We start from the raw sequence: 24,390 nt of genomic DNA on the forward strand, positions 1-24,390 counted from the left end.
GAACTCACTATGCTTGATACTAATTTAAAAACACAGCTCAAAGCCTATCTTGAGAAACTCACCAAGCCTGTGGAGTTGATTGCGACGCTGGATGATGGCGCGAAATCAACGGAGATTCGCAATTTGTTGGTCGATATCGCGAGCCTGTCAGACAAGGTCAGCTTTCGTGAAGAGAACGATCGTCAGGTGCGTAAGCCCTCGTTTTTAATTACTAACCCAGGCGCTGATCAGGGGCCGCGTTTTGCCGGTTCGCCGCTGGGTCATGAATTTACCTCACTGGTACTGGCACTGCTACAGACCGGTGGGCATCCCTCTAAAGAAGCGCAAAGCCTGCTCGACCAGATTGCGGCGCTGGATGGGGATTTCCATTTCGAAACCTATTATTCACTGTCGTGCCACAACTGTCCGGATGTGGTGCAGGCATTAAACCTGATGGCGGTGTTAAACCCACGTATCAGTCACACCGCCATTGACGGTGGCCTGTTCCAGAATGAAATTCAGGAACGCAATGTGATGGGCGTGCCCGCTGTCTATCTGAATGGCAAAGAATTCGGTCAGGGCCGCATGAGCCTGGCGGAGATTGTCAGCAAAGTCGACACCAATGCAGATAAGCGTGCCGCAGAAGAGCTGAACAAGCGTGAGGCTTACGAGGTTCTGATCGTGGGCAGCGGTCCGGCGGGCGCCGCCGCGGCTATCTATTCCGCACGTAAAGGGATTCGCACCGCGTTACTGGGCGAGCGCTTTGGTGGACAGGTGTTGGATACGGTCGATATTGAAAACTACATTTCCGTGCAGAAAACGGAAGGGGCCAAACTGGCCGGCGCCCTGCGCGCTCACGTGGATGATTACAACGTTGACATCATTGACAGCCAGAGCGCGATTAAACTGATTCCCTCAGCGGTGAAAGGCGGCCTGCACGCTATTGAAACGGCCTCCGGCGCGGTGCTGAAATCGCGCAGCATCATTCTTGCCACCGGTGCGCGCTGGCGCAACATGGGCGTGCCTGGCGAAGAGCAATACCGCACCAAAGGCGTGACGTACTGCCCACACTGCGACGGCCCGCTGTTTAAAGGCAAACGCACGGCGGTCATTGGCGGCGGTAACTCCGGCGTAGAAGCCGCAATCGATCTGGCGGGCATTGTTGAACACGTGACGCTGCTGGAGTTCGCCAGTGAAATGCGTGCAGATAAAGTGCTGCAGGACAAACTGCGCAGCCTGAAAAACGTGGATGTGATCCTGAATGCACAAACCACGGAAGTGAAAGGCGATGGCAGTAAGGTGACGGGCCTGCAATATCTGGATCGCACTAACCAGACTACTCATGAGCTGGCGCTGTCGGGCATTTTCGTGCAGATCGGTCTGCTGCCTAACACCAACTGGCTGGAAGGCGCGGTTGAGCGCAACAAGATGGGCGAAATCATGATCGATGCGAAATGCGAAACCAGCCTGAAAGGCGTTTTCGCCGCAGGGGACTGCACCACCGTTCCTTATAAGCAGATCATCATCGCCAGCGGTGAAGGAGCAAAAGCCTCACTGAGCGCGTTTGATTACCTGATTCGCACCCAGCCTGCGCACTAAGTTTTACGCGTAAGACGAAAGCCCTGTAACCTGTGTTGCGGGGCTTTTTAATATCCGGCCAGCGTCATCAGCATCATCCATAACGGTGTAGTAATGGCAGCAAAAAGCGTGGAAAACAGCATGCTCGCGGCCGTCGGTCCGGTTATCACATTAAATTTCTGCGACATCAGATAGACGTTCACGCCCACCGCCATGGATCCCAGCAGCACCACCACTTTGCTTTCCAGCGCGGGTAACCCGGTCAGCCAGGCAATAGCCCAGACGCACAGCGGTTGCAGAATCAGTTTCAACGCACAGATGGTGTAACTCTCTTTTAAGCCTTCCCGAATCCGGTAGTGCGCCAGGCTCATGCCAAGGGTAATCAGGGACAGAGGCGCGGCAATCGAGGCCAGCATGCGTAAGGGTTCAGCGGCAATAACGGGAAGCGGCCGCTGTAGCAGACTCCAGGTCGTGCCGGACAAAATACCGATGATTAATGGGTTTTTCAGCACGCTGATCAAGGTTCGTTTAAAGCCCCCCAGTGAGAAACTGCCCTGTTTGGACCACTCCACCGATACTGTCAGCAAGGTCCAGAGAATCAGGCTGTTAAACACCAGCACCAGCGCGACGGAGGGGAGTGCCGCTTGACCAAGCAGGACGGTAGCAACTGGAATCCCCAGCATCACGTTGTTCGAGAACACACCGCCCAGGGCAAAAACCGATCCGGCTACGCCATCCAACTGAAACAGGCGCGATGCAACAATCCGTCCCACAATGAAGACCAACAGGCAACTGCCAAAAAACGCCAGCAGCAGGCGCACATCGACCGGTGGACTGTTATAAAAATCACTCATGATGCGAAACAGCATGCAGGGCAGGGCGACATTGAACACAAAACGGTTCATGCCTTCGCTGACGGTAACGGGCCATCTGCCAAACCGGATAAGGCAGAATCCCAGAAAAATCAGGATAAATAGCGGGGCGGAAAGGTAGATCTGGTGTCCTAGTGTATCCAGCAGGAATGGCATAAGTGTAAGCAATCCAGTGACTCAGTAACCGCAAGACTATCAAATTGCTTCAACCACGTAACCTGGCAAAACAGGGCGCGCGGTCAGCCAGATCATCCCAGCCAGCGACGCGCCTGATCATCACTGATATCGCGGTAATAAACCCGATGGATAACCGTATCGCAACGTTGGCAGCGGGCAGAAAGATAGGTGGAATAATAATATCGGCCAGAAGGAGAAACCGCACCCTGACGGGTGATACTAATGTCGGTCCATCGGTGACGATGAGGAATAAGCGCTAAGAATCGCATCATGCTTCCTGTAAAGGATGAAGTGTTCTGGTAATTTTTAACTATATTATTTGAATACTTATTGTTGCGATGTTGTAGGCAGGCTTGTTAACTTCCGGGCGATGTAATAATGGTGAAAAATATTACTCAATAGTGTTAATAACTCTACTGCTATTACTTGAGAATTTTTAGCCCGCAGCATTAAGCCTTTTTTTGTAGGGAAGGGAGTTGATCCAGATCATGCAAAAGGTTGCAGAGAATTTTTCATCTCAACGCAAAGCTTTGCAGAGAGAAACCATAAGGTGATGACGACCCTGATCAGTTGAACAGGCGTTAACGCCATAACGTATCCTGAAGATAGAAGTGGCCAATCAACGGTTGGGTCACGATACTAAGCTCGGGATCACGTTTTTTTGAACAGCGGCCAAAAATGCACTCGGCTTGCCACTGACTTTCAGGTACATAGACGAGATCGGTAAATCCCTCATTAAACTCATCCCATTTTATGATGACTGGCTGATGAGTGTAGTATTGTGCAATATCAAAAAGGGGATAATAACTAGGGTAAATAAAAAATAACTTGATATAGTTAAATTCTGTGACAGAAAGGAACACTAAGCCAGCGAAAATGAATGGCAGGGAAATAACTTTCGCGACATCTTTCCAACGGCGTTCCCAAATAGATGCAACAAGTTCGCATATTAACCACATTGCCCAACTTATTAATATTAAAGTGCCCCCTATTAAAGAAAAGATAAATGTACCAGAAGACACAGATGTATAAGCCATAATCATCAGGAGTGCAATCACACAATCAGCGGTAAGCTAATTAAGCCTTTGATATTAGATGGCGCTTCATCGTCTTTTTGCATTTTTTATTACTCATCATCGGTAATGTTATTCAGCAGGATCGTGATTGAACGTCTGGCTTCGCTATTCGCCGTATCCGCCGGCATGTTAAACGCATGTTGGTAGTAGTGTGTCAGCTCAATAAGGCTATTCTGGTAGCCTTCAGTATGCTGCTTGATAAACTGCTGTGCGTCGTCAGATAAGCTATTTTTTCCGTATTGGATGGACTTTAAAAACTTCATGCTGTGACTTAACGTGGCTGAAATTTCCGCCCGTGTAATGGCATAAATTGTAAAACGAATGGTCCCTGTGCTAACAGGGGTGGCATCTTCCGCCAGATGAATAAATTGCTTAAACAACGGCAGTGTGGGTTGAGTTTGTTCGCAGTCACTGATGGGGGTTCGGCTGTCAATTGCACCACCGGCCAGCGGTTCCAGCCAGACGATATTTTGTGGATGCCGTAAAAATGCCTCGCAGGGGATAATAAGTGATTCTGGATTATTTTCGGCAATGAGCCAGAGAAACATGCCGAAGTTGTTGGTATTTTCTGCTGCGCTTTCTGCATCAGGAATTTTATCTTCGAATATGTGGTTATCTGTTACTTCGAAAGCGGGTCGAATGAGTTCGGTGACCTTATTATGCCTGGTTGAACCTGCTGGAAGAGAAGTAAACTGATAAATCGCTTCGTATATGTTCACTAACTCGGGATTTGTTTTACGGATTTGCTTAATGGCTTCGCCATGATGGGTATAAAGAACCATGACAGCGAGTTCAAAAAGCCGTTGATCGTAGTATCCTTCAATGCGTTTTTCTTGAGGGTCAGTGAGACACATTTTAGTCAGGTTTTTTAACCATTGCCGTTGTGCGGTAATGAGCCCCGAAGGTCCGGCCGTGGCGTTTTTTTTCGCGAGATCAAAAAAATGCGCCATTAACCGATCTTTTGCCGATAACGTCTGGCTCTGACAAATCACCTTTTCGATTGCGCTGGGATGCGCACATGAAAAACTGGGGGCGGCACTCGCCTGAAATGCCAGCATCAATCCTGACATGAGTAACGCCAGTTTTATAAAATATGCGACCAGGCTGAAGCCAGTTTTCATCAGGATACTCTGAGTAAATAATTGTTATCTCAAGAATAAGCCCAAGAAGGCGTGTTGAATATAAACCCGGATTAAACGATCTGATTTGATGCGGGCAAGGTTGCTTTGCCAGTGACTCAACCTTATGCTGATGACGGGTAAAGTGAATTTACCTGACGACTCGGGGTGCCCTTCTTTGTGAAGGCTGAGAAAAACCCGTATTACCTGATCTGGATAATGCCAGCGTAGGGAAGTCTGATGCCTGACCGCATTCGCCTTCTTGTCCGCCGGTTGGGAGTTATGATGACACATCAACCGCAACACATTTCTGATGCGCAATGCGCGCCCATTCTGCAACAATTTCGCCGTCAGTCACCGCTGGTGCACTGTATGACCAACGATGTGGTGCAAACGCTAACCGCTAACGTTTTACTCGCGCTTAATGCCTCTCCGGCCATGGTCATCGACGCTGAAGAAGCGGCGCAGTTTAGCGCGCTTGCCGATGCGCTGCTTATCAATGTCGGTACGCTAACCCACGATCGTAAGCAAGCGATGCAGGCTGCGGTGCTTGCAGCAAACCAGGCGGGCACGCCATGGACACTGGATCCGGTGGCGGTCGGCGCGCTGACGCTGCGCACCGCGTTTTGCAAGCAGCTACTCGCGCAGTCGCCTGCAGTGGTTCGCGGCAATGCCTCAGAGATTCTGGCACTGGCGCAGCAGGCAGAAGGCGGACGCGGTGTTGACAGCCTGCATTCGGCCGAAGCCGCGCTGCAGGCAGCCCAACAGCTGGCAAAAGCCTTTGATACCTGTGTCGTCGTGACCGGCGAAGTAGACTATGTCACCGATGGGCAGCGCACCTGGGCGATTACGGGCGGCTCGCCGTTAATGACGCGGGTGGTCGGCACCGGCTGTGCGCTTTCAGCGGTGGTTGCGGCCTTTGCCTGTTTGCCAGGTGACCGACTGATCAACATCGCCTGCGCCTGTCGGGTGATGGCGCTGGCTGGAGAAAAGGCCGCGCAGGATGCAGATGGACCGGGTAGCTTTGCGCCTGCTTTCCTGGATGCACTCTGGACGCTGGAGGCACCTGATGAAACGCATTAATGCCCTGACGATTGCAGGGACCGATCCCAGCGGCGGGGCCGGTATCCAGGCCGATCTGAAAACCTTCTCTGCACTGGGCGCGTACGGTACCAGTGTGATCACGGCGCTGGTGGCGCAGAATACCTGCGGCGTGCAGTCGGTATACCCTGTTGCGCCAGAGTTTGTGACCGCCCAGCTGGACTCGGTGCTGGATGATGTGCGCATCGACAGTGCGAAGATTGGCATGCTGTCTGAAACAGAAATTGTCGAGCGGGTGGCCCATGGCCTACAGCGGCGGGAAATTCCCTTTGTGGTGCTGGATACGGTGATGGTGGCTAAAAGCGGCGATGCCCTGCTGAATCCGGATGCGATTGCCTGTGTGCGAGAGCGTTTATTGCCACAGGTGTCATTGATTACGCCAAACCTGCCCGAAGCCGCTGCACTGCTGGGATGCCAAGTTGCCCTCAATGAAGATGAGATGCTCACCCAGGGCAAAGCGCTACTGGCGCTGGGTTGCCAGGCAGTGCTGATGAAAGGCGGTCATCTCGATGGTGATGAAAGCCCGGACTGGTTGCTAACCCGGGCAGGGCGTCAGCGCTTTAGCAGCGTACGGGTAAACACGCGTCATACGCACGGCACCGGCTGTACGCTGTCCGCCGCGCTCGCGGCCTTACGTCCCCGGCATGACAGCTGGGAAGCGACGATCAGTGAAGCGAAAGCCTGGCTGCAGCAGGCATTACTGGCGGCAGATTCGCTGGAAGTGGGCAACGGGATTGGGCCGGTGCACCATTTCCATCAGTGGTGGTAGCCCATCGTGTTTCGCCTTGCAGACTGGCAAGGCGTTAATCCTCTTCAAACCAGGCGCTGTTTTGCTTAATGACTGGGGTGATCGAAAACATCATGGCCTGCAAATGATGGCGCAACGCCGCCTCAGCCTTGCCGGGATCGTTTGCCTTCAGCGCCGCAAAAATAGCATCATGCTGTTCTATCAGGGTTTCGGCGGGCGCAACGTCATTCAGGGTTAAATAGCGTACCCGGTCCATGGTGGCTTTGATGTTTTCAACCGTTTCCCACGCCAGTGGACAGCCGATGCTCTCAGCGATGAGGCGATGAAACTCATCGTCCAGGCTTAAGAACATCTGGCTATCGCCACGGGCAGCGGTGATGCGTTGCAGTTGCAGGTTATGCTCCAGCGCCATCAGTCCTGACTCTGCGATTTCCTCAGCAGCGCGACGGACCACGGCAATCTCCACGGCCTCACGAATGAAACGACCATCTTCGACCCGTTTAGCCGAGATCCTGCGCACAAAGGTGCCGCGCTGCGGCAGGATCTGAACCAGACCGGCCTCCGCGAGCTTGATAAAGGCTTCCCGCACCGGCTGACGTGAGAGGTTGAACCGGGCGGAAACCTCTTTTTCCGAGAGCAGTGCGCCCGGCTGAATTACGCACGTCACGATATCGCGGCGCAGATAGCGATAAACCTGCTGATTCACCGGTTCGCTGGTGGTAATGGTGTAAGAAAGTGTCATATCGCTGTCCGTTTTATCTTCGGCCTGGCATCAGGCGATCGTATCAGACCTCAGGACCGGCAATGGCCTGCTGAACGCTGGCACGGGCTCCCTGAGCGGCAAGCTGCAGGTAACAGGCGGTAAGTTGTTTCACCAGCGCATCGTTTTTAGCAAGATCGTCGCCAAATACCCTTCTGATGTTGAGTAACGCCCGCACGCGAGCTTCACCGTCATCACTTTCCGCTACGCAAGTGGCCAGTTGTGCGTTCAGCGGATCGCGGATCTCGATGGGCTCGCCTTTTTCGTCCACTGCGCTGACATAGCGCATCCAGGCCGCGATGCCCAGCAGCAGCAAGGGACACGGCGTGCCGTGGTCCAGATGCCAACGCAGGCTGTCGAGAAAGCGCTGGGGCAGCTTCTGGGTCCCGTCGGTCGCAATCTGATAAGTCCGATGCTTAATCGCCCGATTGGCAAAGCGGGCGATAAGCGCATCGGCATAGGCGGATAAATCGACATCCTGAATGGTCAGCGTAGGTGCCTGCTCATTGACCATCAGCGCCCGTGCCGCTGCGCGAAACGCGTCATCAGCCATACAGTCGCTGATGTGTTCGTAACCGGCAAGATAGCCAAGGTAAGCTAAAAACGAATGGCTGCCATTGAGCATGCGCAACTTCATCTGCTCAAACGGCAGAACATCCTGCACCAGTTGAGCGCCCGCTTTATCCCAGTCCGGTCGGCCGCTGACAAAATGGTCCTCGATCACCCACTGGAAAAAAGGTTCAGCTTCAACGGCGACCGGATCCCGTGAACCGATGCGCTGTTGCAGGGCGTCAAATGCCGCGTCATTCATGGCGGGCACGATACGATCCACCATGGTGGAGGGAAAGGTGAGGTTCTGTTGGATATAGTCAGCCAGGGAGGCATCGTAGTGCCGGGCCAGCTGCATCACGACATTACGGGTTACGCGGCCGTTTTCTGGCATATTGTCGCAGGACATCACGCTAAATGGCGCGACTCCCCGTTCACGGCGGCGGCGGATTGCCGCGACAATCAGACCCGGCAGAGAGTGCGGCTGGTCCGGCTGCGCCAGATCGTGCTGAATATCCGCGTGCTGAACGTCAAGGTCGCCGCTGGCGGGCAGATGACAGTAGCCTTTCTCTGTCACGGTCATTGATACAATCGCCACGTCAGGCTGACACAGCGCCTCAATGACGGCCTCAATACCGTCCGTTTTGCCATGCAACGCGGACGTGATAATGCCGATTACACGGGTTTCTACAGCATCGTCGCTCTTTTCTGTCAGCGTGTAGAGCAGGTCCTGTTCCCGCAGCGCCTGAATAAGAGCGCCGCTGTTCAAATTCACCTCGCAGTAACCCCAGTCGCTGCCCAGTTCAGCCAGCTTATCGCTACATAACGCCTGGTGGGCGCGATGAAAGGCACCAAACCCGATGTGTATCATTCGGGTTTTAAGCTGGCTACGGTCGTAGGCGGGGCGCTTAACATCAGCGGGAAGGTGGTCAATTTGCAGCATCATGCATCCTTGTGGCGGAGGGAGCGACAGGCCATTCCGGCGGTAAGGATGAAAAATTACGCGCCCCGCGACTACCATACAAGTTGGCGTGACGAAATTGTGAATGCAATCACGAACTGTTTACATCTAAGCCGGGAGTCTTCACTCCCGGTTAACTTAGCTCAGCAAGGCGCACTGCGGTGGCAGGCGACAGCTTAGCGCACCTGGCATAACATCAATCGTAAACTCCTGTCCGGACAGCGGTTCGCCATCGAGATTAAACGTCATCTCATGCGATGAGCGGATCGTCAGGGAAGATAGACGGGTGGAAATAATGCTGGGATTGTCCTCATCGCCGCCGGTCAGTGAGTGCAGCAGGGTAGGCAGTAACTCCTGCGCGGTGACCACGCTGATGTCGAGCAGGCCGTCGTTGATCAACGCAGCGGGACACAAACGCTGACCGCCGCCAGCCTGACGGCCGTTACCAATGCCAATGACCAGCGCATCGCCCTGCCAGCTAAAATCAGGTCCGGTGATTTCACAGCTGTCGGGCTTGAGTGTATCCATGCGCATCAGCCCGTGAATGAAGTAGGAAACGCCACCCAAGGCCGACTTCAGTTTTTCCGGCGTTTCAGTGGTAATACGTGTACCGAAGCCGCCGGTCGCCATGTTGATAAAGTAGTGATGCTGATTCACCCGGGCCAGGTCGATATCGTAGGCTTTGCCCTGAATCGCCAGACGCAGCGCAGGCTCGATTTCTTCAGGAATGCCGACGCTGGTCGCAAAATCGTTGGCCGTCCCCAGGGGAATAATGCCTAAGACAGGACGGTCGGCGACGTTGACGGACGCCAGGGCGGTGGCGATTTCATTGACGGTGCCATCGCCGCCGCCTGCCACCACGGTTTCAGCCTGTAATTCCAGGGCTTCTTCGACGTAGCGCTCGCCGTCGCCTTTTTCATACGTCACGCGCACGGCAATGTTGTAGCCCTCATCGCGCAGCTTAGTGACCGCTTCACGTAGATCATCATTGCCTGCGCCTTTACCGTTCAGGATCAGCAGCGTAAGCGATTGTTTGTCCATTATCTGTTCCTTGGAGATCTAAAGCGTAGTGAGTGGTTATAGCATAGCCGGAGAAGAAAAATGATTGGCGAAAAGGAGAAAAAAGAAAACCCGCACGGGGGAGCCGGGCGGGTGAATGAGGTGGATCCAGTTACAGCTGCTGATAATTGTTACTCATTGGTAGCAGGCAGCACTATAGAACAGCAAAATTAAGCCGTCTGTGATCCTACTCTTGCTTTTGTCAAAATGTGTCAAGCTGGCACGCGCGTGGCGTGCGGATCGCGTGTATCCTGACCCGCAGTAAAGTTGCGCAGCAGCAACGCAAATTGCAGGTCAACATCAGGCGGCACCTTCATCCAGACGCGATGTCCGTCTCCCGGCGCCACCTCCGTCGGCTCGCCCCGGCTGTTTTGCAGGGCATCCAGCGTACAAATCAGGTTGCCGGCGGGCGTCATGATCTCCAGGCTGTCGTGCAGGGCAAATTTATTTTTCACCACCACTTCCGCCCAGCCATCACGCAGCTCGCCGCTGAATTCGCCGACAAACTGCTGACGTTCCGAGATGGAATAGCCGTTCTGGTAATTCTGGTAGCTGTCATGGGTATGACGGCGTAAAAAGCCTTCGGTGTAGCCGCGATGCGCCAGGCCCTCCAGCGTTTCCAGCAGAGCGGGATTAAAGGGTTTGCCCTCGGCGGCATCGTCAATGGCTTTGCGATAGACCTGAGCGGTGCGAGCGCAGTAATAGTAGGATTTGGTCCGGCCTTCAATTTTTAATGAGTGAACGCCCATCTGGCTGAGCCGTTCAACATGCGCCACGGCACGCAAGTCTTTCGAATTCATAATGTAGGTGCCGTGCTCATCCTCAAAGGCACTCATCATCTCACCGGGTTTCATCTTCTCTTCCAGCAGAAATACCTTGTCGCTGGGTTGGCCGATGCCCAGGGTTGGCGTGACGTCCTGCACGGTAACCGGCTGATGGATTTCAACAATATTCCCCACCTCATCCTGCTTAGCCTCCTGCAACTGGTATTCCCAGCGGCAGGCATTGGTGCAGGTTCCCTGGTTAGGATCGCGCTTATTCATGTAACCGGAAAGCAGGCAGCGCCCGGAATAGGCCATACACAGCGCACCGTGTACGAACACTTCCAGCTCCATTTCAGGCACCTGCTGGCGAATCTCGGCGATCTCTTCCAGCGACAGTTCACGTGACAAAATCACCCGACTTAGCCCCATTTGCTGCCAGAACTTCACCGTTGCCCAGTTAACGGCATTGGCCTGAACGGATAAGTGAATGGGCATGGACGGAAACGCCTCACGCACCAGCATGATTAATCCGGGATCGGACATAATCAACGCGTCCGGCTGCATCTCAATCACCGGCGTTAAGTCGCGGATAAAGGTTTTCAGCTTGGCGTTATGCGGGGCAATATTCACAACGACGTAAAACTTTTTACCCAGTTCATGGGCTTCATTAATGCCCTTCGCCAGGTTTTCATGGCTGAATTCGTTGTTACGCACGCGCAGGCTGTAGCGCGGCTGGCCGGCGTACACGGCGTCCGCGCCGTAGGCAAAGGCGTAACGCATATTCTTCAGCGTCCCGGCTGGAGAAAGCAATTCTGGTTTCATGATGAACTCACTGATATCAGGTCAGCATGCCGCCTGGGCGGCACGTGCAGGGCTAAACCCTGCAAAAGATGCGGAATTGTAGGCAGTGAGAAAAAGGAAGTAAATTGATCTGAATCAATCTAAATCAAATGACAGATATCGGCTTCCCAGCGATAGCCCATGCCGTACACGGCGCGGATGAAAGGCTGCTCGCTGTCCAGATTTTCCAGCTTCCTGCGCAGGTTCTTGATATGGCTGTCGATGGTGCGGTCGGTGACCACGCGATAATCATCATAAAGATGGTTTAACAGTTGCTCACGGGAAAAGACTTTCCCCGGCTCAAGGGACAGCGTTTTTAACAAACGAAATTCCGCAGGGGTTAAATCGAGCGGCTCATCGCGCCAGCTGGCCTGAAAGCGGCTTTCGTGCACTTTCAGCAGCGATGCGACCGGCGCGTCTTCTGGCGAGCGTTTGACGCGACGCAAAATGGTTTTGACGCGCGCAACCACTTCCCGCGGGCTGAACGGCTTACAGACATAGTCGTCTGCGCCAATTTCAAGGCCGAGCAGGCGATCGATCTCTTCCGTACGCGCGGTCACCATAATAATCGGCAGTTCAGAGTCGCGCCGGATTTCACGGCACAGGGTCAGCCCGTCTTTACCTGGCAGCATCAAATCCAGCAGGATAAGATCGGGCGGCGTCTGGTTAACATAATCCAGTACTTCATTGCCGTGCGCCAGGTGATGAGTCCGGTAGTTAGATGCCTGTAAATAATCAATCATCAGTTGTGCCAGCTTGGGTTCATCTTCAACCACAAGGATCAGCGGATATGCGTTTTCCTGATTCATAGTCTTCTAAACGGGAGGAACATAACGCAATTGTAGCGCGATTTTCAGTCCACCTAAATCAGCGTGCGTCGCGGTTATCGTGCCGCCATGCGCATCAACGATGTTTTTACAGATAGCCAGGCCCAGCCCCGAGCCGCCGCTGGCGCGATTGCGTGAACCTTCGGTACGGAAAAAACGCTCAAAAATTTTGGCCTGCTGCTCGCCATCCACCCCGGGTGCGCTGTCTTCAATGATGACTCGCCAGTCGGGCGCGTCATACCAAAGACGTACCCGGACCTCGCCACCGGCATCGGTGTAACGCAGGCTGTTTTCCAGCAGGTTGATAAACAACTGCATCAGGCGATCGGGATCGCCAAAGAAAGGGGCTTCTTCAGGCATGTCCAGATGCAGCGTTAACTCATGAGCCCGGTAGCGCTCAGTAAAGTTGCCTGCGCTGACCTCAATAAGCTGCACCAGATCCGTCGCCTGCTTGCGGTAGGCCAGCGCGCCGACGTCAGAAAGAGAAAGCTGATGTAAATCGTCAACCAGCTTGGTTAACAGGGCAACCTCACTTTGCAATGAGGTAATGGCGTCGGGCGTCAGCTTACGAACGCCATCCTGCATGGCTTCCAGTTCACCGCGTAAAATAGCCAGCGGCGTGCGTAACTCATGGGAGATATCGGCCATAAATGCCCGGCGCATACTTTCATTTTTTTCCAGCGAACGGGCTAACAGGTTAAAGTCATGGGCCAACTGACCCAGCTCATCCTGACTGCTGACCTCAACCCGGGTGGCTAAATTCCCTTCGGCAAGATGATGGGTGCCGTCCACCAGCCTTTTGACCGGCGCCAGTAGGCCCCGCGCCATCAGCCAGGTCACCAGCGCGGCAAGCAGGGTAGAGAGGCCAACGATATACCAACTGGTTCGTCGCTGTTGCTGGTCAAAATTAATATCGGTACTGCGCGTCAGGCGTTCAGGCGGGGAGCTGATTATCCAGCCCACGATTTTGCCGTTGCTGGTGGTGATGTTATGACGTATGCCTTCTGGCGGCACCTGTGAACGTGGGCCTACCATCACTTTGTACTGCTGATCGAGCACCCAGAACTGGGTTCGCCAGCCGTGCGGCGGAAGCTGATTACTGCTGTCGGGATTTTGTTCCAGCGATCGCAGCATGGTAAAAATCAGTCGGTCATTATTACGCAGAAAGTCCCAGTTGCCATGCTGCTCGTATTGATCGGCCAGCGCTGCACCCAGCAAATTCAGTCGCTGTTCATTACCACGTTTAATGTAGTCCACGAAGCCATGCTCAAAACTCAGCCTGACGCCCCAGTGCATGGTGATCAGCACCAGCATGCAGGTGGAGAAAATAGCCATAAACAGCTTGGCACCAATGCCAACGCGCAGAAACGATCTCATTCACTTCTCCGGCGCCGCAGATCGACGCTTTTACTCTCTTCTTTCGGAACGCGCCAGAACACCAGCGCAGGCAGAATAATAATCAGGGCCATACAGAGATAAACGTAGATAAAGGCCTGATGGCTTAGCCCGTGGTGCCCCAGCGCCGACTGGCCGAAGGCGCCCAGCAGCAGGCCCGCAACGGTAACGCCGATACTCATGGATAGCTGCATGATCATGGATAACAGACTGTTGCCGCTGGAGGCCAGTTCGTCAGGCAACTCCTTTAGCGTCAGCGTATTCATTGAGGAGAAGCGAATGGCATTCACCATGCCCTGCAGAAACAACACCAGCGGCAACATGGCCGTCCAGCCCAGCATCGCCACCAGCGGAAACAGTAAGACCACCAGCGCCAGGCCCACCGTCGATCCCACCAGCACGTTGCGGTAGCCAAACAGGTTAACGGTACGGACCACGATGCGTTTCATGCCCATATTTCCCAGCACCATCGCAATCATCATCAAACCGGCATGAAACGGGCTGAAACCCATGCCGATCTGTAAAAAAAGCGGCGTCATAAACGGCAACATTCCGCTGCCGATGCGGCCCGCCAGGCTACCGAGTAAGCCAATAGAGAACACCCGATTATCAAACAGCTTCAGGCTAAACAGCGCATCGTCGTTATGGCGCGCATGTAACAGGTAAAACAGCAGTGACCCCATTCCTGTCAGAATCATCGCCGCCAGCAACAACGCAGAGCCGCCGCTGCTGCGCTGACCATCAAGGGCCAGCGTCAGGGTTGCCATACCGACTGCCAGCAGGATAAAACCCAGAAAATCGAAGCGTCGTGGCGGCATGGCGTAGTTGGGTAACAGCTTTAAGGTGGCGATGGCGCCGATCACACCAACCGGGATGTTAATCAGGAAAATCCAGTGCCAGCTGGCATATTCCACCAGCACTCCGCCAAGCGCCGGACCCAGTAGCGGACCCACCTGGCCGGGCAGGGTGACGAATGTCATTGCAGACATATATTGATCGCGCGGCACAATGCGCATCACCGTCAGGCGACCCACCGGCACCATCATGGCGCCGCCGACGCCCTGCAGTACCCGCGCGACGAGCAGCTGATCCAGCGTGTTCGATAACCCACACATCAGCGACCCCAGGCTAAACAGAACGATGGCGCTAAAGAAGATATTTCTGACGCCAAACCGATCGGCCAGCCAGCCGCTCAGCGGCAGCGTCACCGCCACCGTTAACACATACGCGACAATGACCGAATGCATATGCAGCGGGCTCACGCCCAGATCCTGAGCCATTGACGGGATCGCCGTGTTGACGATCGTGGTATCCAGCGCCTGCATAAAGAAGCCAAAGGCGACAATCCATAACTGCCAACGGACAGTTACGCTCTGCATGATAGTGACCCCTTAATGCTGAGTGGCATTGATCGTCTGGGTGCGCTTTTTACGACGCAGTTTATCCATCATTAAGTACACCACCGGCGTGGTATACAGGGTGAGCAACTGACTCATGATCAGGCCACCCGCAATAGTAATGCCTAACGGCTGGCGCAGTTCCGCGCCATCTCCGCTGGTCAGCACCAGCGGGAGTGCGCCAAACAACGCTGCCAGAGTGGTCATTAAAATAGGGCGGAAACGCAGCAGGCAGGCCTGAAAAATGGCATCGCGCGGACTCAGGTTACCGTTGCGCTCTGCCTCAAGAGCAAAGTCCACCATCATGATGGCGTTCTTTTTCACGATCCCGATTAATAACAGAATACCGATCAGGGCAATCAGGCTGAACGGCGTATCAAACAGCGCCAGCGCCAGCAGCGCACCGACGCCCGCCGAAGGCAGCGTGGAAAGAATGGTTAACGGGTGCACATAGCTTTCATAAAGAATGCCCAGCACAATGTAGACCGCCGCAATGGCGGCCAGCATCAGCCACAGCTGGCTGCTCTGTGACTGCTGGAAAGCCTGCGCGGTACCAGCGAAGCTGCCCCGCACGCTGGAGGGTACGCCCAGCGCGGTCATGGTGCGCTCAATGGCCTCCGACGCCTGCGACAGCGACACGCCTTCTGGCAGGTTAAAGGAAATGGTCGATGCTGCAGACAGCCCCTCGTGGTTGACCGACAAAGGTGCGTTAGCCGGTTGCCATTTGGCGAACCAGGCGAGCGGAATCGGTTTGCCCTCGCTGTTGATCACAAACATCTGATTCAGGGCGCTAATGTCCTGGGTGTAACGGGGATCCACTTCCATGACGACCTTGTACTGGTTCAGCGGCTGATAAATAGTGGAAATCTGCCGCTGCCCAAAGGCATCATTTAACAGGGCGTTGGCTTCTGAAACGTTGATCCCCAGCCGGGCCATGCTGGCGCGGTCATAGGTCAGTGCCATTTCACTGCCCTTATCCTGTTGGTCGGAGTTGACGTCAGCCAGTTCCGGCAGGGCAGTAAAGGCCTGACGGATTTTAGGTTCCCAGGTGCGCAGCGCAGCAAGGTCGTCTGACAGCAGCGAGTACTGATAGCTGGCATTGGCTTCGCGACCGCCCACTCGGATATCCTGCACCGCATTAAGATACAGATTGGCACCGGGTTCGTTCGCCAGTTTGGCACGCAGGCGGGCAATCACCGCCTGCGCCGTGTCTTTCCGTTCAGACAGGGGTTTCAGAGAAATAAACATCAACCCCATGTTGGTGCGCATGCCGCCGGTAAAGCCTACCACGCTGGAAACGTCCGGATCGGCGCCAACAATTTTCATGAAATCTTCCAGCTTGCCGCGCATCGCCTGGAACGAAATACTTTGGTCAGCCGAAATAAAGCCAGACAGGCGGCCGGTGTCCTGCTCGGGCAGGAAGGTTTTGGGAATACTGATAAACAGCCATACCGTCAGAGCCACGGTGCCCAGCAGCAGGAGCAGTACCCAGCGGGCATGATTGAGCACAACGGTCAGCGAGCGGGCATAACCGCGCTGAACCGCCAGCAGCAGCCGTCCAACGCCCCGTCGCTGAGGTTGACTGCGCGGCGCGTGGGGTTTGAGCAGATAAGCACACATCATTGGCGTGAGCGTGACCGAGACAAACAGGGAAATCAGAATGGCGACCGACAGGGTGATTGAGAATTCGGCAAAAAAGCGACCAATCAATCCGCCTGTCATGAGCAGCGGCAGGAAGACCGCGATTAAGGAGAGGCTCATCGACAGCACGGTAAAGCCGACTTCACGCACCCCTTTCAGTGCGGCCGCCATCGGTTTCATCCCGGCTTCCACATGGCGGGCGATGTTTTCCAGCACCACAATCGCATCATCCACCACAAAACCCGTGGCGATCGTCAGGGCCATCAGCGACAGGTTATTCAGGCTAAAGCCGCACAAATACATTGCGGCGAAGGTGCCGATCAGGGATACCGGCACGGCAACGGCGGGGATCAGCGTGGCGCGGCCGGAGCGTAAAAACACGAACACCACCAGAATGACCAACGCAACGGCAATCATCAGCGACTGCTCCACTTCCTCAAGAGAGGCGCGGATGGTAGGGGAGCGGTCCTGAGCCACCTCAAGGTTGATGGCAGCCGGAATGATCTCGTGCAGTTCGGGCAGTTCGGCACGAATGCGATCCACCGTTTCAATCACGTTCGCATCGGCGGTTTTTCGTATCACCAGTAACACTGCCGGTTTACCGCGCGACATCCCGGCGTTGCGCACGTCCTGGACTGAATCCTGCACCGTGGCAACATCCGACAGGCGCACCGCCGCGCCGTTGTTGTAGTGCACCACCAGCGGCTGATATTCACTGGCAGTTTGTAGCGCATCGTTAGTGCGCAGCTGCCAGCGCTGCTGGCCGTCTTCCACCGCGCCCTGAGGGCGGCGCTGGTTGGCGTTGGAAATCGTCTGCCGTACTGCATCCAGCGAAACGCCCTGGTTAAACAGCGCCTGCGGATTCAACGCCACGCGCACCGCGGGCAAAGAGCTGCCGCCCACGGTCACATCGCCCACGCCGTTAATCTGCGACAGCTTCTGCGCCAGCTGTGTGGACGCGTAATCGTAAAGCTGAGCCGGGCTGTACAGATCTGAGGTCAGCGTCATGATCATGATCGGTGCATCAGACGGGTTCGCTTTGCGGTAGGTCGGGCGCGAAGGCATTCCCGTGGGAAGCAGACTCTGCGCGGCATTGATCGCCGCCTGCACATCCCGCGCCGCGCCGTTGATGTCACGATCGAAATCGAAAACCATAATGATGCGGGTCGATCCCAGGGAGCTGGTGGAGGTCATCTCACTCACGCCCGCGATGCGGCCCAGCGAGCGCTCCAGCGGCGTGGCAACCGAGGAGGCCATGGTTTCCGGCGAGGCACCGGGCAGAGAAGCCGACACCATTATGACCGGAAAATCCACCTGCGGCAGCGGCGCGACCGGCAGCAGGCGGAACCCCAGTATCCCCGCCAGCGCAATCGCCAGCGTGAGCAGCGTGGTGGCTACCGGCCGATGGATGAACAGCGCAAAGAACTTCACGACGGTTCCTCCGTGTGACCGATGCGGCGACGCAGATTGTGCGCCAGACGGTCAAACAGCAGATAAATCACCGGTGTGGTAAACAGGGTCAGAACCTGGCTCAGTATCAGGCCGCCGACCATGGCAATCCCCAGCGGTTGCCGTAATTCTGCGCCAACGCCGGTGCTGAGCATCAGCGGTAACGCCCCCAGCAGCGCCGCCAGGGTGGTCATCAGAATGGGGCGGAAGCGCAGCAAACAGGCCTGGTAAATGGCGTCATAGGGCTTCATGCCCTGTTCCCGCTCGGCGGCAAGGGCGAAGTCAATCATCATGATGGCGTTCTTTTTCACGATACCAATCAGCAAAATGATGCCGATGATCGCCACAATATCCAGCTCGTTACCGCTTATCATCAGGGCCAGCAGCGCACCTACGCCCGCAGTAGGTAGCGTTGAAAGAATGGTAATGGGATGGATAAAACTCTCATACAGGACGCCCAGGACGATGTACATCGCCACGACCGCCGCCACAATCAGCCACACCGTGCTGGTCAATGCGGCCTCAAAGGCCAGCGTGCTGCCCTGGAACTGGGTCATCACCTCTGACGGCATGCCAAGCTGTTCCTCGGCCTGGATGATGGCTTTTGTTGCGTCTTCCAGAGAGTAGCCTTTTGCCACATCAAACGAGAAAGTGGCAGACGGAAACTGGCTCAGGTGATTGATCGTTAAGGGCGCATGGCGTTGCTCAATACTGGCGATAGCATTAAGGGGAACGCTGCCGCCATCGGTACTGGTCAGGCGAATGCCATCCAGACTTGGCAGGCCCTGGATCGCGCTGTTGTCCTGTTCCAGCACCACGCGGTACTGATTTGCCTGGGTATAAATGGTGGAGATCAGCCGCTGACCAAAGGCGTCGTAGAGCGCATTGTCCACATCTGCCATGCTGATGCCCAACCGGCTGGCGCTGTCGCGATCAACCTTGATATAGGCTTCCAGGCCCTGATCCTGCCAGTCGCTGCTGACATCACGCAGCGCGGGCAGTTTCTGCAAGGCACTTACCAGCGCGGGCACCCAGGTGCTGAGTGAGTCCAGCGAACCGGACTGCAGCGTGAACTGATAGGGCGTTCGGCTGGCCTGGGTATCAATTGTCAAATCCTGAACCGCCTGCAGCCATAACGTCACGCCGGGGATCTTGCTGACTTGCTGTTGCAGGCGTTGCTGAATCTCAGGAATACGTTCGCTGCGCGCATCCAGCGGTTTAAGGTTTATCTGCAACCGGGCACTGTTAAGGGATGGATTGGTGCCGTCCACGCCCACAAACGAGGTGAGACTTTGCACCGCCGGATCTTTCATAATCACCGAGGCGACGTCGCGGGTGCGTTCCGCCATACTGGCATAGGACACCGACTGCGGGGCCTGCAGGGTGCCCTGAATAATGCCGTTATCCTGCTGCGGGAAAAACCCTTTGGGAATGGCGATCCATAACAGCACGGTAAGCAGCAGGGTTCCCAGCGCCACGGACAGCGTCAGCCAGGGATGATTGAGCACCCGGCTCAGCCCCCGGCCGTAAACCGCGATGATACGATCAAACATCGCTTCGCTGGCGCGGGAAAAGCGGTTCTGCCTGCGCAGTGATTCGGCGCTGAGCATGCGTGCACACATCATCGGCGTCAGGGTGAGCGACACCACGGCCGAAATCAGAATCGCCACCGCCAGCGTGACCGCAAACTCCCGGAACAGACGACCAATCACATCGCCCATAAACAGTAACGGGATCAATACCGCAATCAGTGAAAAGGTCAGCGAGATAATGGTAAAGCCGATTTCGCCGGCGCCCTTCAGGGCGGCGGTCATGGGTTTTTCGCCTTTCTCGATATAGCGTGAGATGTTCTCGATCACGACGATGGCATCATCCACCACAAAGCCTGTGGCGATGGTGAGCGCCATCAGCGTCAGGTTGTTGATCGAAAACCCCAGGAAGTACATCGCGGCGAAGGTGCCGATCAGCGACAGCGGCACCGCCACGGCCGGAATAATGGTTGCAGGGACGTTGCGAAGAAACAGGTAGATGATCATCACCACCAGCCCCATCGCCAGCATCAGTTCATGCTGTGTGTCAGTGACCGACGCGCGAATATTGGTGGTGCGGTCTGTCACCAGCTTCACGTCTACGGATTTAGGCAGGCTGGCAATCAGCGACGGCAGCATGGCACGAATGTTATCGGCCGTGGCGATAATGTTGGCACCGGGTTGGCGCTGCACATTCAGCACGATAGCCGGTTCACGATTAGACCAGGCTCCCAGCCAGCTGTTTTCTGCGCCCTGATCGATGGTCGCCACGTCGGCCAGCCGCACCGGGGCGCCATTTTTATAACTGACGATCAGCTGGCGATAATCCTCCACGGATTTCATCTGATCATTGGCGGAAAGGGTGACCGAGCGGGTAGGGCCATCCAGGCTGCCTTTCGCGGAGTTAACGTTAGCATTCGTGATGGCCGTACGTACCGCTTCACTGGTCAGCCCCATAGCGGCCAGCGCCTGGGTGTTCATTTTCACGCGCACGGCGGGACGTTGACCGCCCGTCAGCGTGACCAGACCAACGCCCGTGACCTGGGATATTTTCTGTGCCACGCGCGTTTCCACCATATCCTGCACCTGGGTTAACGGCATGCTGGTGGTGGTGACGGCCAGGGTCATGATCGGCGGATCGGCCGGGTTCACTTTGCTGTAAACCGGCGGGTTAGGCAGATCGTTGGGCAGCAGGTTGCTGGCGGAGTTGATCGCCGCCTGCACTTCCTGCTCTGCCACGTCGAGCGGCAGGGTCAGCTGAAACTGCAGAGTAACGATGGAGGCGCCGCCAGAACTTTGTGATGCCATCTGCTTGAGTCCGGACATCTGGCCGAACTGACGTTCAAGGGGCGCGGTAATCGAAGAGGTCACCACATCCGGGCTGGCCCCGGGATAGAGAGTAACGACCTGAATGGTGGGATAGTCCACTTCCGGCAGGGCGGAGACCGGCAAAAAGCGGTAACCCAAAATCCCAGCCAGAAGAATGGCGATCATCAGTAAGGTCGTTGCGACCGGACGCAGTATAAACTGGCGTGACGGCCCTCCGCTGTGGTCAGGAGGCATAACCTGCATTACTCAGATTCCCCTTTTGACGGCAAGCTGGCACGGGTCTCTTTTGTGGCGCGACTCTGCGCGGCAACCACTTCGACTTTTGCCCCTTCCGTCAGGCGGTCCAGCCCGTCGGTAACGACGCGGTCGCCTGCGTTGAGTCCGGCGCTGATCACTACTTTTTGGCTGTCCTGCAGTCCGGCGGTTACGCTTTTCTTACTGACCTTGTCTTCATTGTTGATCACCCAGACAAAGTGGCCTTCATTGCCCATTTGCAGCGCGGCGGCAGGAATAACCACTGCATCCTGCAAGGTATTCACCTTCAGCCGGGCGTTGACGAACTGGTTCGGGAAGAGCAGGTCATCCTGATTATCAAAGCGCGCTTTGATTTTGATCGTACCGGTCGTGGCGTCGATCTGGTTATCCAGACTGAGCAGCTTACCGCGGGTGATTAAATGTTGATTGCTGCGATCCCAGGCTTCTACCAACAAGGGTTCACCACTTTTCTGCGCCTGCATGATCTGACTAATATTATTCTCAGCGACGCTGAACACCACGTCCACCGGGTGCGTTTGCGTAATCACCACTAAGCCATTGGTATCGCCGCTGGTAATGTAGTTGCCAATATCAACCTGCTTCAGGCCTACACGGCCATCAATCGGCGAGGTGATGCGGCTGTAAGTCAGATTCAGTTGGGCGCTGGCAACACTGCCTTCGTCGGCTTTAATGGTGCCCAGGGTTTCACTGACCAGGGCGTTCTGCGTGTCCAGATCCTGCTGAGACACCAGCGACGTTTTCGCCAGTTTTTGATAACGGGCTAAATCGCGGCGTGCGTTAGCCAGAGTTGCCTGATCGCGTGCCAACTGGCCCTGCGCCTGCATGAGCGCAACCTGATAGGGGCGCGGGTCAATCTCCGCTAACAACTGCCCGGCTTTGACCTGCTGACCTTCCGTGAAGTGGATGGACATCAGGTTTCCATCAACCCTGCTGCGGACCGTCACGGTATTGGCGGCCGTCACGGTGCCTAACCCGTTAAGGTATTGCGGCACACTTTCTGTCACCGCGCTGGCCGCCTGAACGGGAGCCAGCGGTTTGTGCGCGCCATTGCCTCTTTTGCCATGTGCTGACTGACCAGACAGGTCACCGTCGCTGCTGGGCTGTGCCGGATGTTTCCACCAGTAATAGCCGCCTGCGGCTACGGCAATGACCACCAGCACAATCAGACCTTTTTTCATAACAGGGTATCGGTTGTTCATTGTTGTTGTTGCTCTCCAGCCATGTCTTTCCAGGGCGCGGGCTTAAACGGTAGCCTGCAAACCACGAATTGTAGTCGTCCCTGCCGGTAAAAATTTGAAGGAATTAAGGATTTCTGTCAGCACAGCGTAATTATGTTCTTTTTCTGAACAGACGTGGCCGTTTAATTGCCGCCCGTCAACAGAATGCGTTTCATAAAGTTTGCCACAGGATAACGGGTGATGAGCCGCTGTTGTCAGGAAATAACACGTTGAAATTTGATGAAGGGCAACACGGGTAAACGTCAGAGAGGAAATGTTCGCCAGGCGATAGTGATGCGCGGGGGCATCCGCTGGCAGTTGCCCGCAGGGAGGCGGGCAAAAGGCATGGCTGGCACAGGACGGTTCCGCCTGTGCCGGTAGGTCAGGCAAACATAACCTCTGCCCAGCGCGCCAGGCCAGCGGTCACTGAGGCAAAGTCGTCTCCTCCCGCTATCGGTGTGTCTGGCAGGGCCTGCTGGAGCGCCGCGCGCAAAAGTGGGGAACGGGCACTGCCGCCGGTGAGATAAATCACCTCGGGTTTGATATGGCTGGTCGCCAGTGCCAGATGAACCTGCTCCAGAATCTTCTCCAGCGGCTGGCCGATCGCCTCCTGCAGGGTCGCTACGCTGATCTCGGCCTGTAAGCCGGAGGTAACAAAATCCAGTGACGCCGCAAACGCAGGGCGCTCAGACAGCGCGATCTTGCTCTCTTCCGCCGTACGGACCAGGCGATAACTCAGCTTCTGTTGCCAGACTTTAAGCAGGTGAGCCACGGCGGCAGGATTTTCTGCATCGCGCACTAAATCACGCAGCAGCTTGCCGCAGGCGGCGCTGTAGAAATCGCTTTGTGCCGGCACGTCGTTCACCGCCACCGCATTCCACCAGGGCAGGGCAGGCAGGGCGGTGCCTTTTTGGGTGTTGCCGCCCGCGCCGAGCAGGGGCATCAGGGCTTTAAACGCCAGCATAATATCTAAATCGTTACCGCCTACTCGGCAGCCGCTGTGACCCAGCAGGCTTTCACGCCGGTCTGACAGGTTGCGCCATTGCGGGCCCATCAGCAGCATTGAGCAGTCGGTGGTGCCCCCGCCAATATCGACAACCAGTACGCGGGTCTCTTTTTCCAGTGTCGCTTCAAAATCCAGGCCCGCCGCGACCGGCTCGAACTGAAATTCAACATCCCGAAAGCCGGCGCGTTTGGCCGCGCGAAGCAGAATGCCCTGTGCCTGTTGATTCGCATCTTCGCTGCCTAATCCCTGAAAGTTGACTGGGCGGCCGATGACCGCCTGGTCGATAGGCTGCTGGGTCTGCGCTTCACCCTGCTGGCGAATGTGCAGCATCATGGCGCACACCAGATCCTCAAAAAAGGCAATCTGCTGCGGTTTCAGGCCGGTTGCGCCCAGAAAGGATTTGGGGGATTTAACAAACCAGACATCTTCTGGATCGACCATGTAATGCTGAAGTGCGGTCAGGCCGAACTGCACGCTGTCAGGTAAGACATCAATATCTTCTTCACGGTTGTAGCGCAGGGCCCGCTGCAGCAGCGCGGTGCTTTCCTGTTCCGGTGTTGCAACCTGATGATGGCGGTGAAGCCATTCCGTCACCGCTTCACGCGTTGGGGAGCAAATCATGGACGGCAGCAGGCGTTGGCCATTCTCCAGCGTTAACAAACGCGGCGCGCCTTTTTCACTGACTGCAATTGAGCAGTTAGCCGTACCGTAATCAAATCCAATGAACATTTTTCGCCCCCAG

At 55.6% G+C, this 24,390-nt stretch carries 19 protein-coding genes and 1 riboswitch; of the genes, 4 read left to right on the forward strand and 15 right to left on the reverse strand.

The window, feature by feature from the left end; genetic code table 11:
- The first annotated feature begins 9 nt into the window (after window positions 1-9).
- Window positions 10-1,578: an alkyl hydroperoxide reductase subunit F gene (gene ahpF / locus QLG08_RS01855; RefSeq protein ID WP_014594100.1), complete on the forward strand. Its 1,569-nt coding sequence runs from the start codon at window positions 10-12 to the stop codon at window positions 1,576-1,578.
- A gap of 47 nt (window positions 1,579-1,625) precedes the next feature.
- On the opposite strand, the gene QLG08_RS01860 is transcribed toward ahpF, so the two are convergent.
- The 4 genes from QLG08_RS01860 to QLG08_RS01875 form a co-directional block, all read right to left on the reverse strand.
- The gene (locus QLG08_RS01860; protein ID WP_014605433.1) at window positions 1,626-2,585 is read right to left on the reverse strand and encodes an AEC family transporter; all 960 of its coding nucleotides are present in this window, start codon (window positions 2,583-2,585) and stop codon (window positions 1,626-1,628) included.
- Between the two features lie 92 nt (window positions 2,586-2,677).
- Window positions 2,678-2,875 carry a hypothetical protein gene (locus tag QLG08_RS01865; RefSeq protein ID WP_014605434.1) on the reverse strand — a complete coding sequence of 66 codons (198 nt, stop codon included), beginning with the start codon at window positions 2,873-2,875 and terminating at the stop codon, window positions 2,678-2,680.
- A gap of 312 nt (window positions 2,876-3,187) precedes the next feature.
- Window positions 3,188-3,643 carry a hypothetical protein gene (locus QLG08_RS01870; RefSeq protein ID WP_282472792.1) on the reverse strand — a complete coding sequence of 152 codons (456 nt, stop codon included), beginning with the start codon at window positions 3,641-3,643 and terminating at the stop codon, window positions 3,188-3,190.
- 89 nt (window positions 3,644-3,732) lie between these two features.
- Entirely contained in the window at window positions 3,733-4,803 is a 1,071-nt protein-coding gene (locus tag QLG08_RS01875; protein ID WP_019106536.1) for a hypothetical protein, read from the reverse strand.
- A 151-nt stretch (window positions 4,804-4,954) separates the two neighbouring features.
- Window positions 4,955-5,051: riboswitch (TPP riboswitch) on the forward strand.
- A 31-nt stretch (window positions 5,052-5,082) separates the two neighbouring features.
- Between QLG08_RS01875 and thiM the strand changes: the two genes are divergently transcribed.
- A complete protein-coding gene (gene thiM, locus QLG08_RS01880) occupies window positions 5,083-5,883 on the forward strand; it encodes a hydroxyethylthiazole kinase (protein WP_237734432.1) in 801 nt (266 codons plus the stop codon).
- The gene (gene thiD, locus QLG08_RS01885; protein ID WP_282472793.1) at window positions 5,870-6,670 is read left to right on the forward strand and encodes a bifunctional hydroxymethylpyrimidine kinase/phosphomethylpyrimidine kinase; all 801 of its coding nucleotides are present in this window, start codon (window positions 5,870-5,872) and stop codon (window positions 6,668-6,670) included. The genes thiM and thiD overlap by 14 nt, the downstream gene beginning before the upstream one ends.
- A 34-nt stretch (window positions 6,671-6,704) precedes the next feature.
- On the opposite strand, the gene QLG08_RS01890 is transcribed toward thiD, so the two are convergent.
- From QLG08_RS01890 to yegS, 3 genes are all read right to left on the reverse strand, one after another.
- On the reverse strand, window positions 6,705-7,391 hold the full coding sequence (locus QLG08_RS01890; RefSeq protein ID WP_013026403.1) for a GntR family transcriptional regulator: 687 nt from the start codon (window positions 7,389-7,391) through the stop codon (window positions 6,705-6,707).
- Window positions 7,392-7,434: 43 nt separating this feature from the next.
- On the reverse strand, window positions 7,435-8,901 hold the full coding sequence (locus tag QLG08_RS01895) for a mannitol dehydrogenase family protein (RefSeq protein ID WP_282472817.1): 1,467 nt from the start codon (window positions 8,899-8,901) through the stop codon (window positions 7,435-7,437).
- A 156-nt stretch (window positions 8,902-9,057) separates the two neighbouring features.
- Complete coding sequence (gene yegS, locus QLG08_RS01900) at window positions 9,058-9,960, reverse strand: lipid kinase YegS (RefSeq protein ID WP_014594093.1); 903 nt, start codon at window positions 9,958-9,960, stop codon at window positions 9,058-9,060.
- A gap of 60 nt (window positions 9,961-10,020) precedes the next feature.
- Between yegS and QLG08_RS01905 the strand changes: the two genes are divergently transcribed.
- Window positions 10,021-10,152: a hypothetical protein gene (locus QLG08_RS01905; protein WP_019106532.1), complete on the forward strand. Its 132-nt coding sequence runs from the start codon at window positions 10,021-10,023 to the stop codon at window positions 10,150-10,152.
- A gap of 38 nt (window positions 10,153-10,190) precedes the next feature.
- On the opposite strand, the gene yegQ is transcribed toward QLG08_RS01905, so the two are convergent.
- The 8 genes from yegQ to yegD form a co-directional block, all read right to left on the reverse strand.
- A complete protein-coding gene (gene yegQ, locus QLG08_RS01910; protein WP_026021076.1) occupies window positions 10,191-11,567 on the reverse strand; it encodes a tRNA 5-hydroxyuridine modification protein YegQ in 1,377 nt (458 codons plus the stop codon).
- 116 nt (window positions 11,568-11,683) lie between these two features.
- A complete protein-coding gene (gene baeR, locus QLG08_RS01915; protein WP_013026399.1) occupies window positions 11,684-12,391 on the reverse strand; it encodes a two-component system response regulator BaeR in 708 nt (235 codons plus the stop codon).
- 6 nt (window positions 12,392-12,397) lie between these two features.
- Entirely contained in the window at window positions 12,398-13,786 is a 1,389-nt protein-coding gene (gene baeS / locus QLG08_RS01920) for a two-component system sensor histidine kinase BaeS (RefSeq protein WP_014594091.1), read from the reverse strand.
- Entirely contained in the window at window positions 13,783-15,183 is a 1,401-nt protein-coding gene (locus tag QLG08_RS01925) for an MFS transporter (protein WP_282472794.1), read from the reverse strand. Before QLG08_RS01925 ends, baeS begins: the two co-directional genes overlap by 4 nt.
- A gap of 12 nt (window positions 15,184-15,195) precedes the next feature.
- On the reverse strand, window positions 15,196-18,273 hold the full coding sequence (mdtC, locus tag QLG08_RS01930; RefSeq protein WP_028715330.1) for a multidrug efflux RND transporter permease subunit MdtC: 3,078 nt from the start codon (window positions 18,271-18,273) through the stop codon (window positions 15,196-15,198).
- Entirely contained in the window at window positions 18,270-21,392 is a 3,123-nt protein-coding gene (locus tag QLG08_RS01935; RefSeq protein ID WP_022623403.1) for an MdtB/MuxB family multidrug efflux RND transporter permease subunit, read from the reverse strand. The genes mdtC and QLG08_RS01935 overlap by 4 nt, the downstream gene beginning before the upstream one ends.
- On the reverse strand, window positions 21,392-22,624 hold the full coding sequence (locus QLG08_RS01940; protein WP_013026394.1) for an MdtA/MuxA family multidrug efflux RND transporter periplasmic adaptor subunit: 1,233 nt from the start codon (window positions 22,622-22,624) through the stop codon (window positions 21,392-21,394). The genes QLG08_RS01935 and QLG08_RS01940 overlap by 1 nt, the downstream gene beginning before the upstream one ends.
- A gap of 400 nt (window positions 22,625-23,024) precedes the next feature.
- Window positions 23,025-24,377, reverse strand: coding sequence for a molecular chaperone (yegD, locus tag QLG08_RS01945; RefSeq protein ID WP_022623401.1), 1,353 nt, complete (start codon window positions 24,375-24,377; stop codon window positions 23,025-23,027).
- Between the last annotated feature and the right edge of the window lie 13 nt (window positions 24,378-24,390).

Source organism: Pantoea sp. V106_11 (genome assembly GCF_029967885.1).
Taxonomy (GTDB): Bacteria; Pseudomonadota; Gammaproteobacteria; order Enterobacterales; family Enterobacteriaceae; genus Pantoea; species Pantoea ananatis.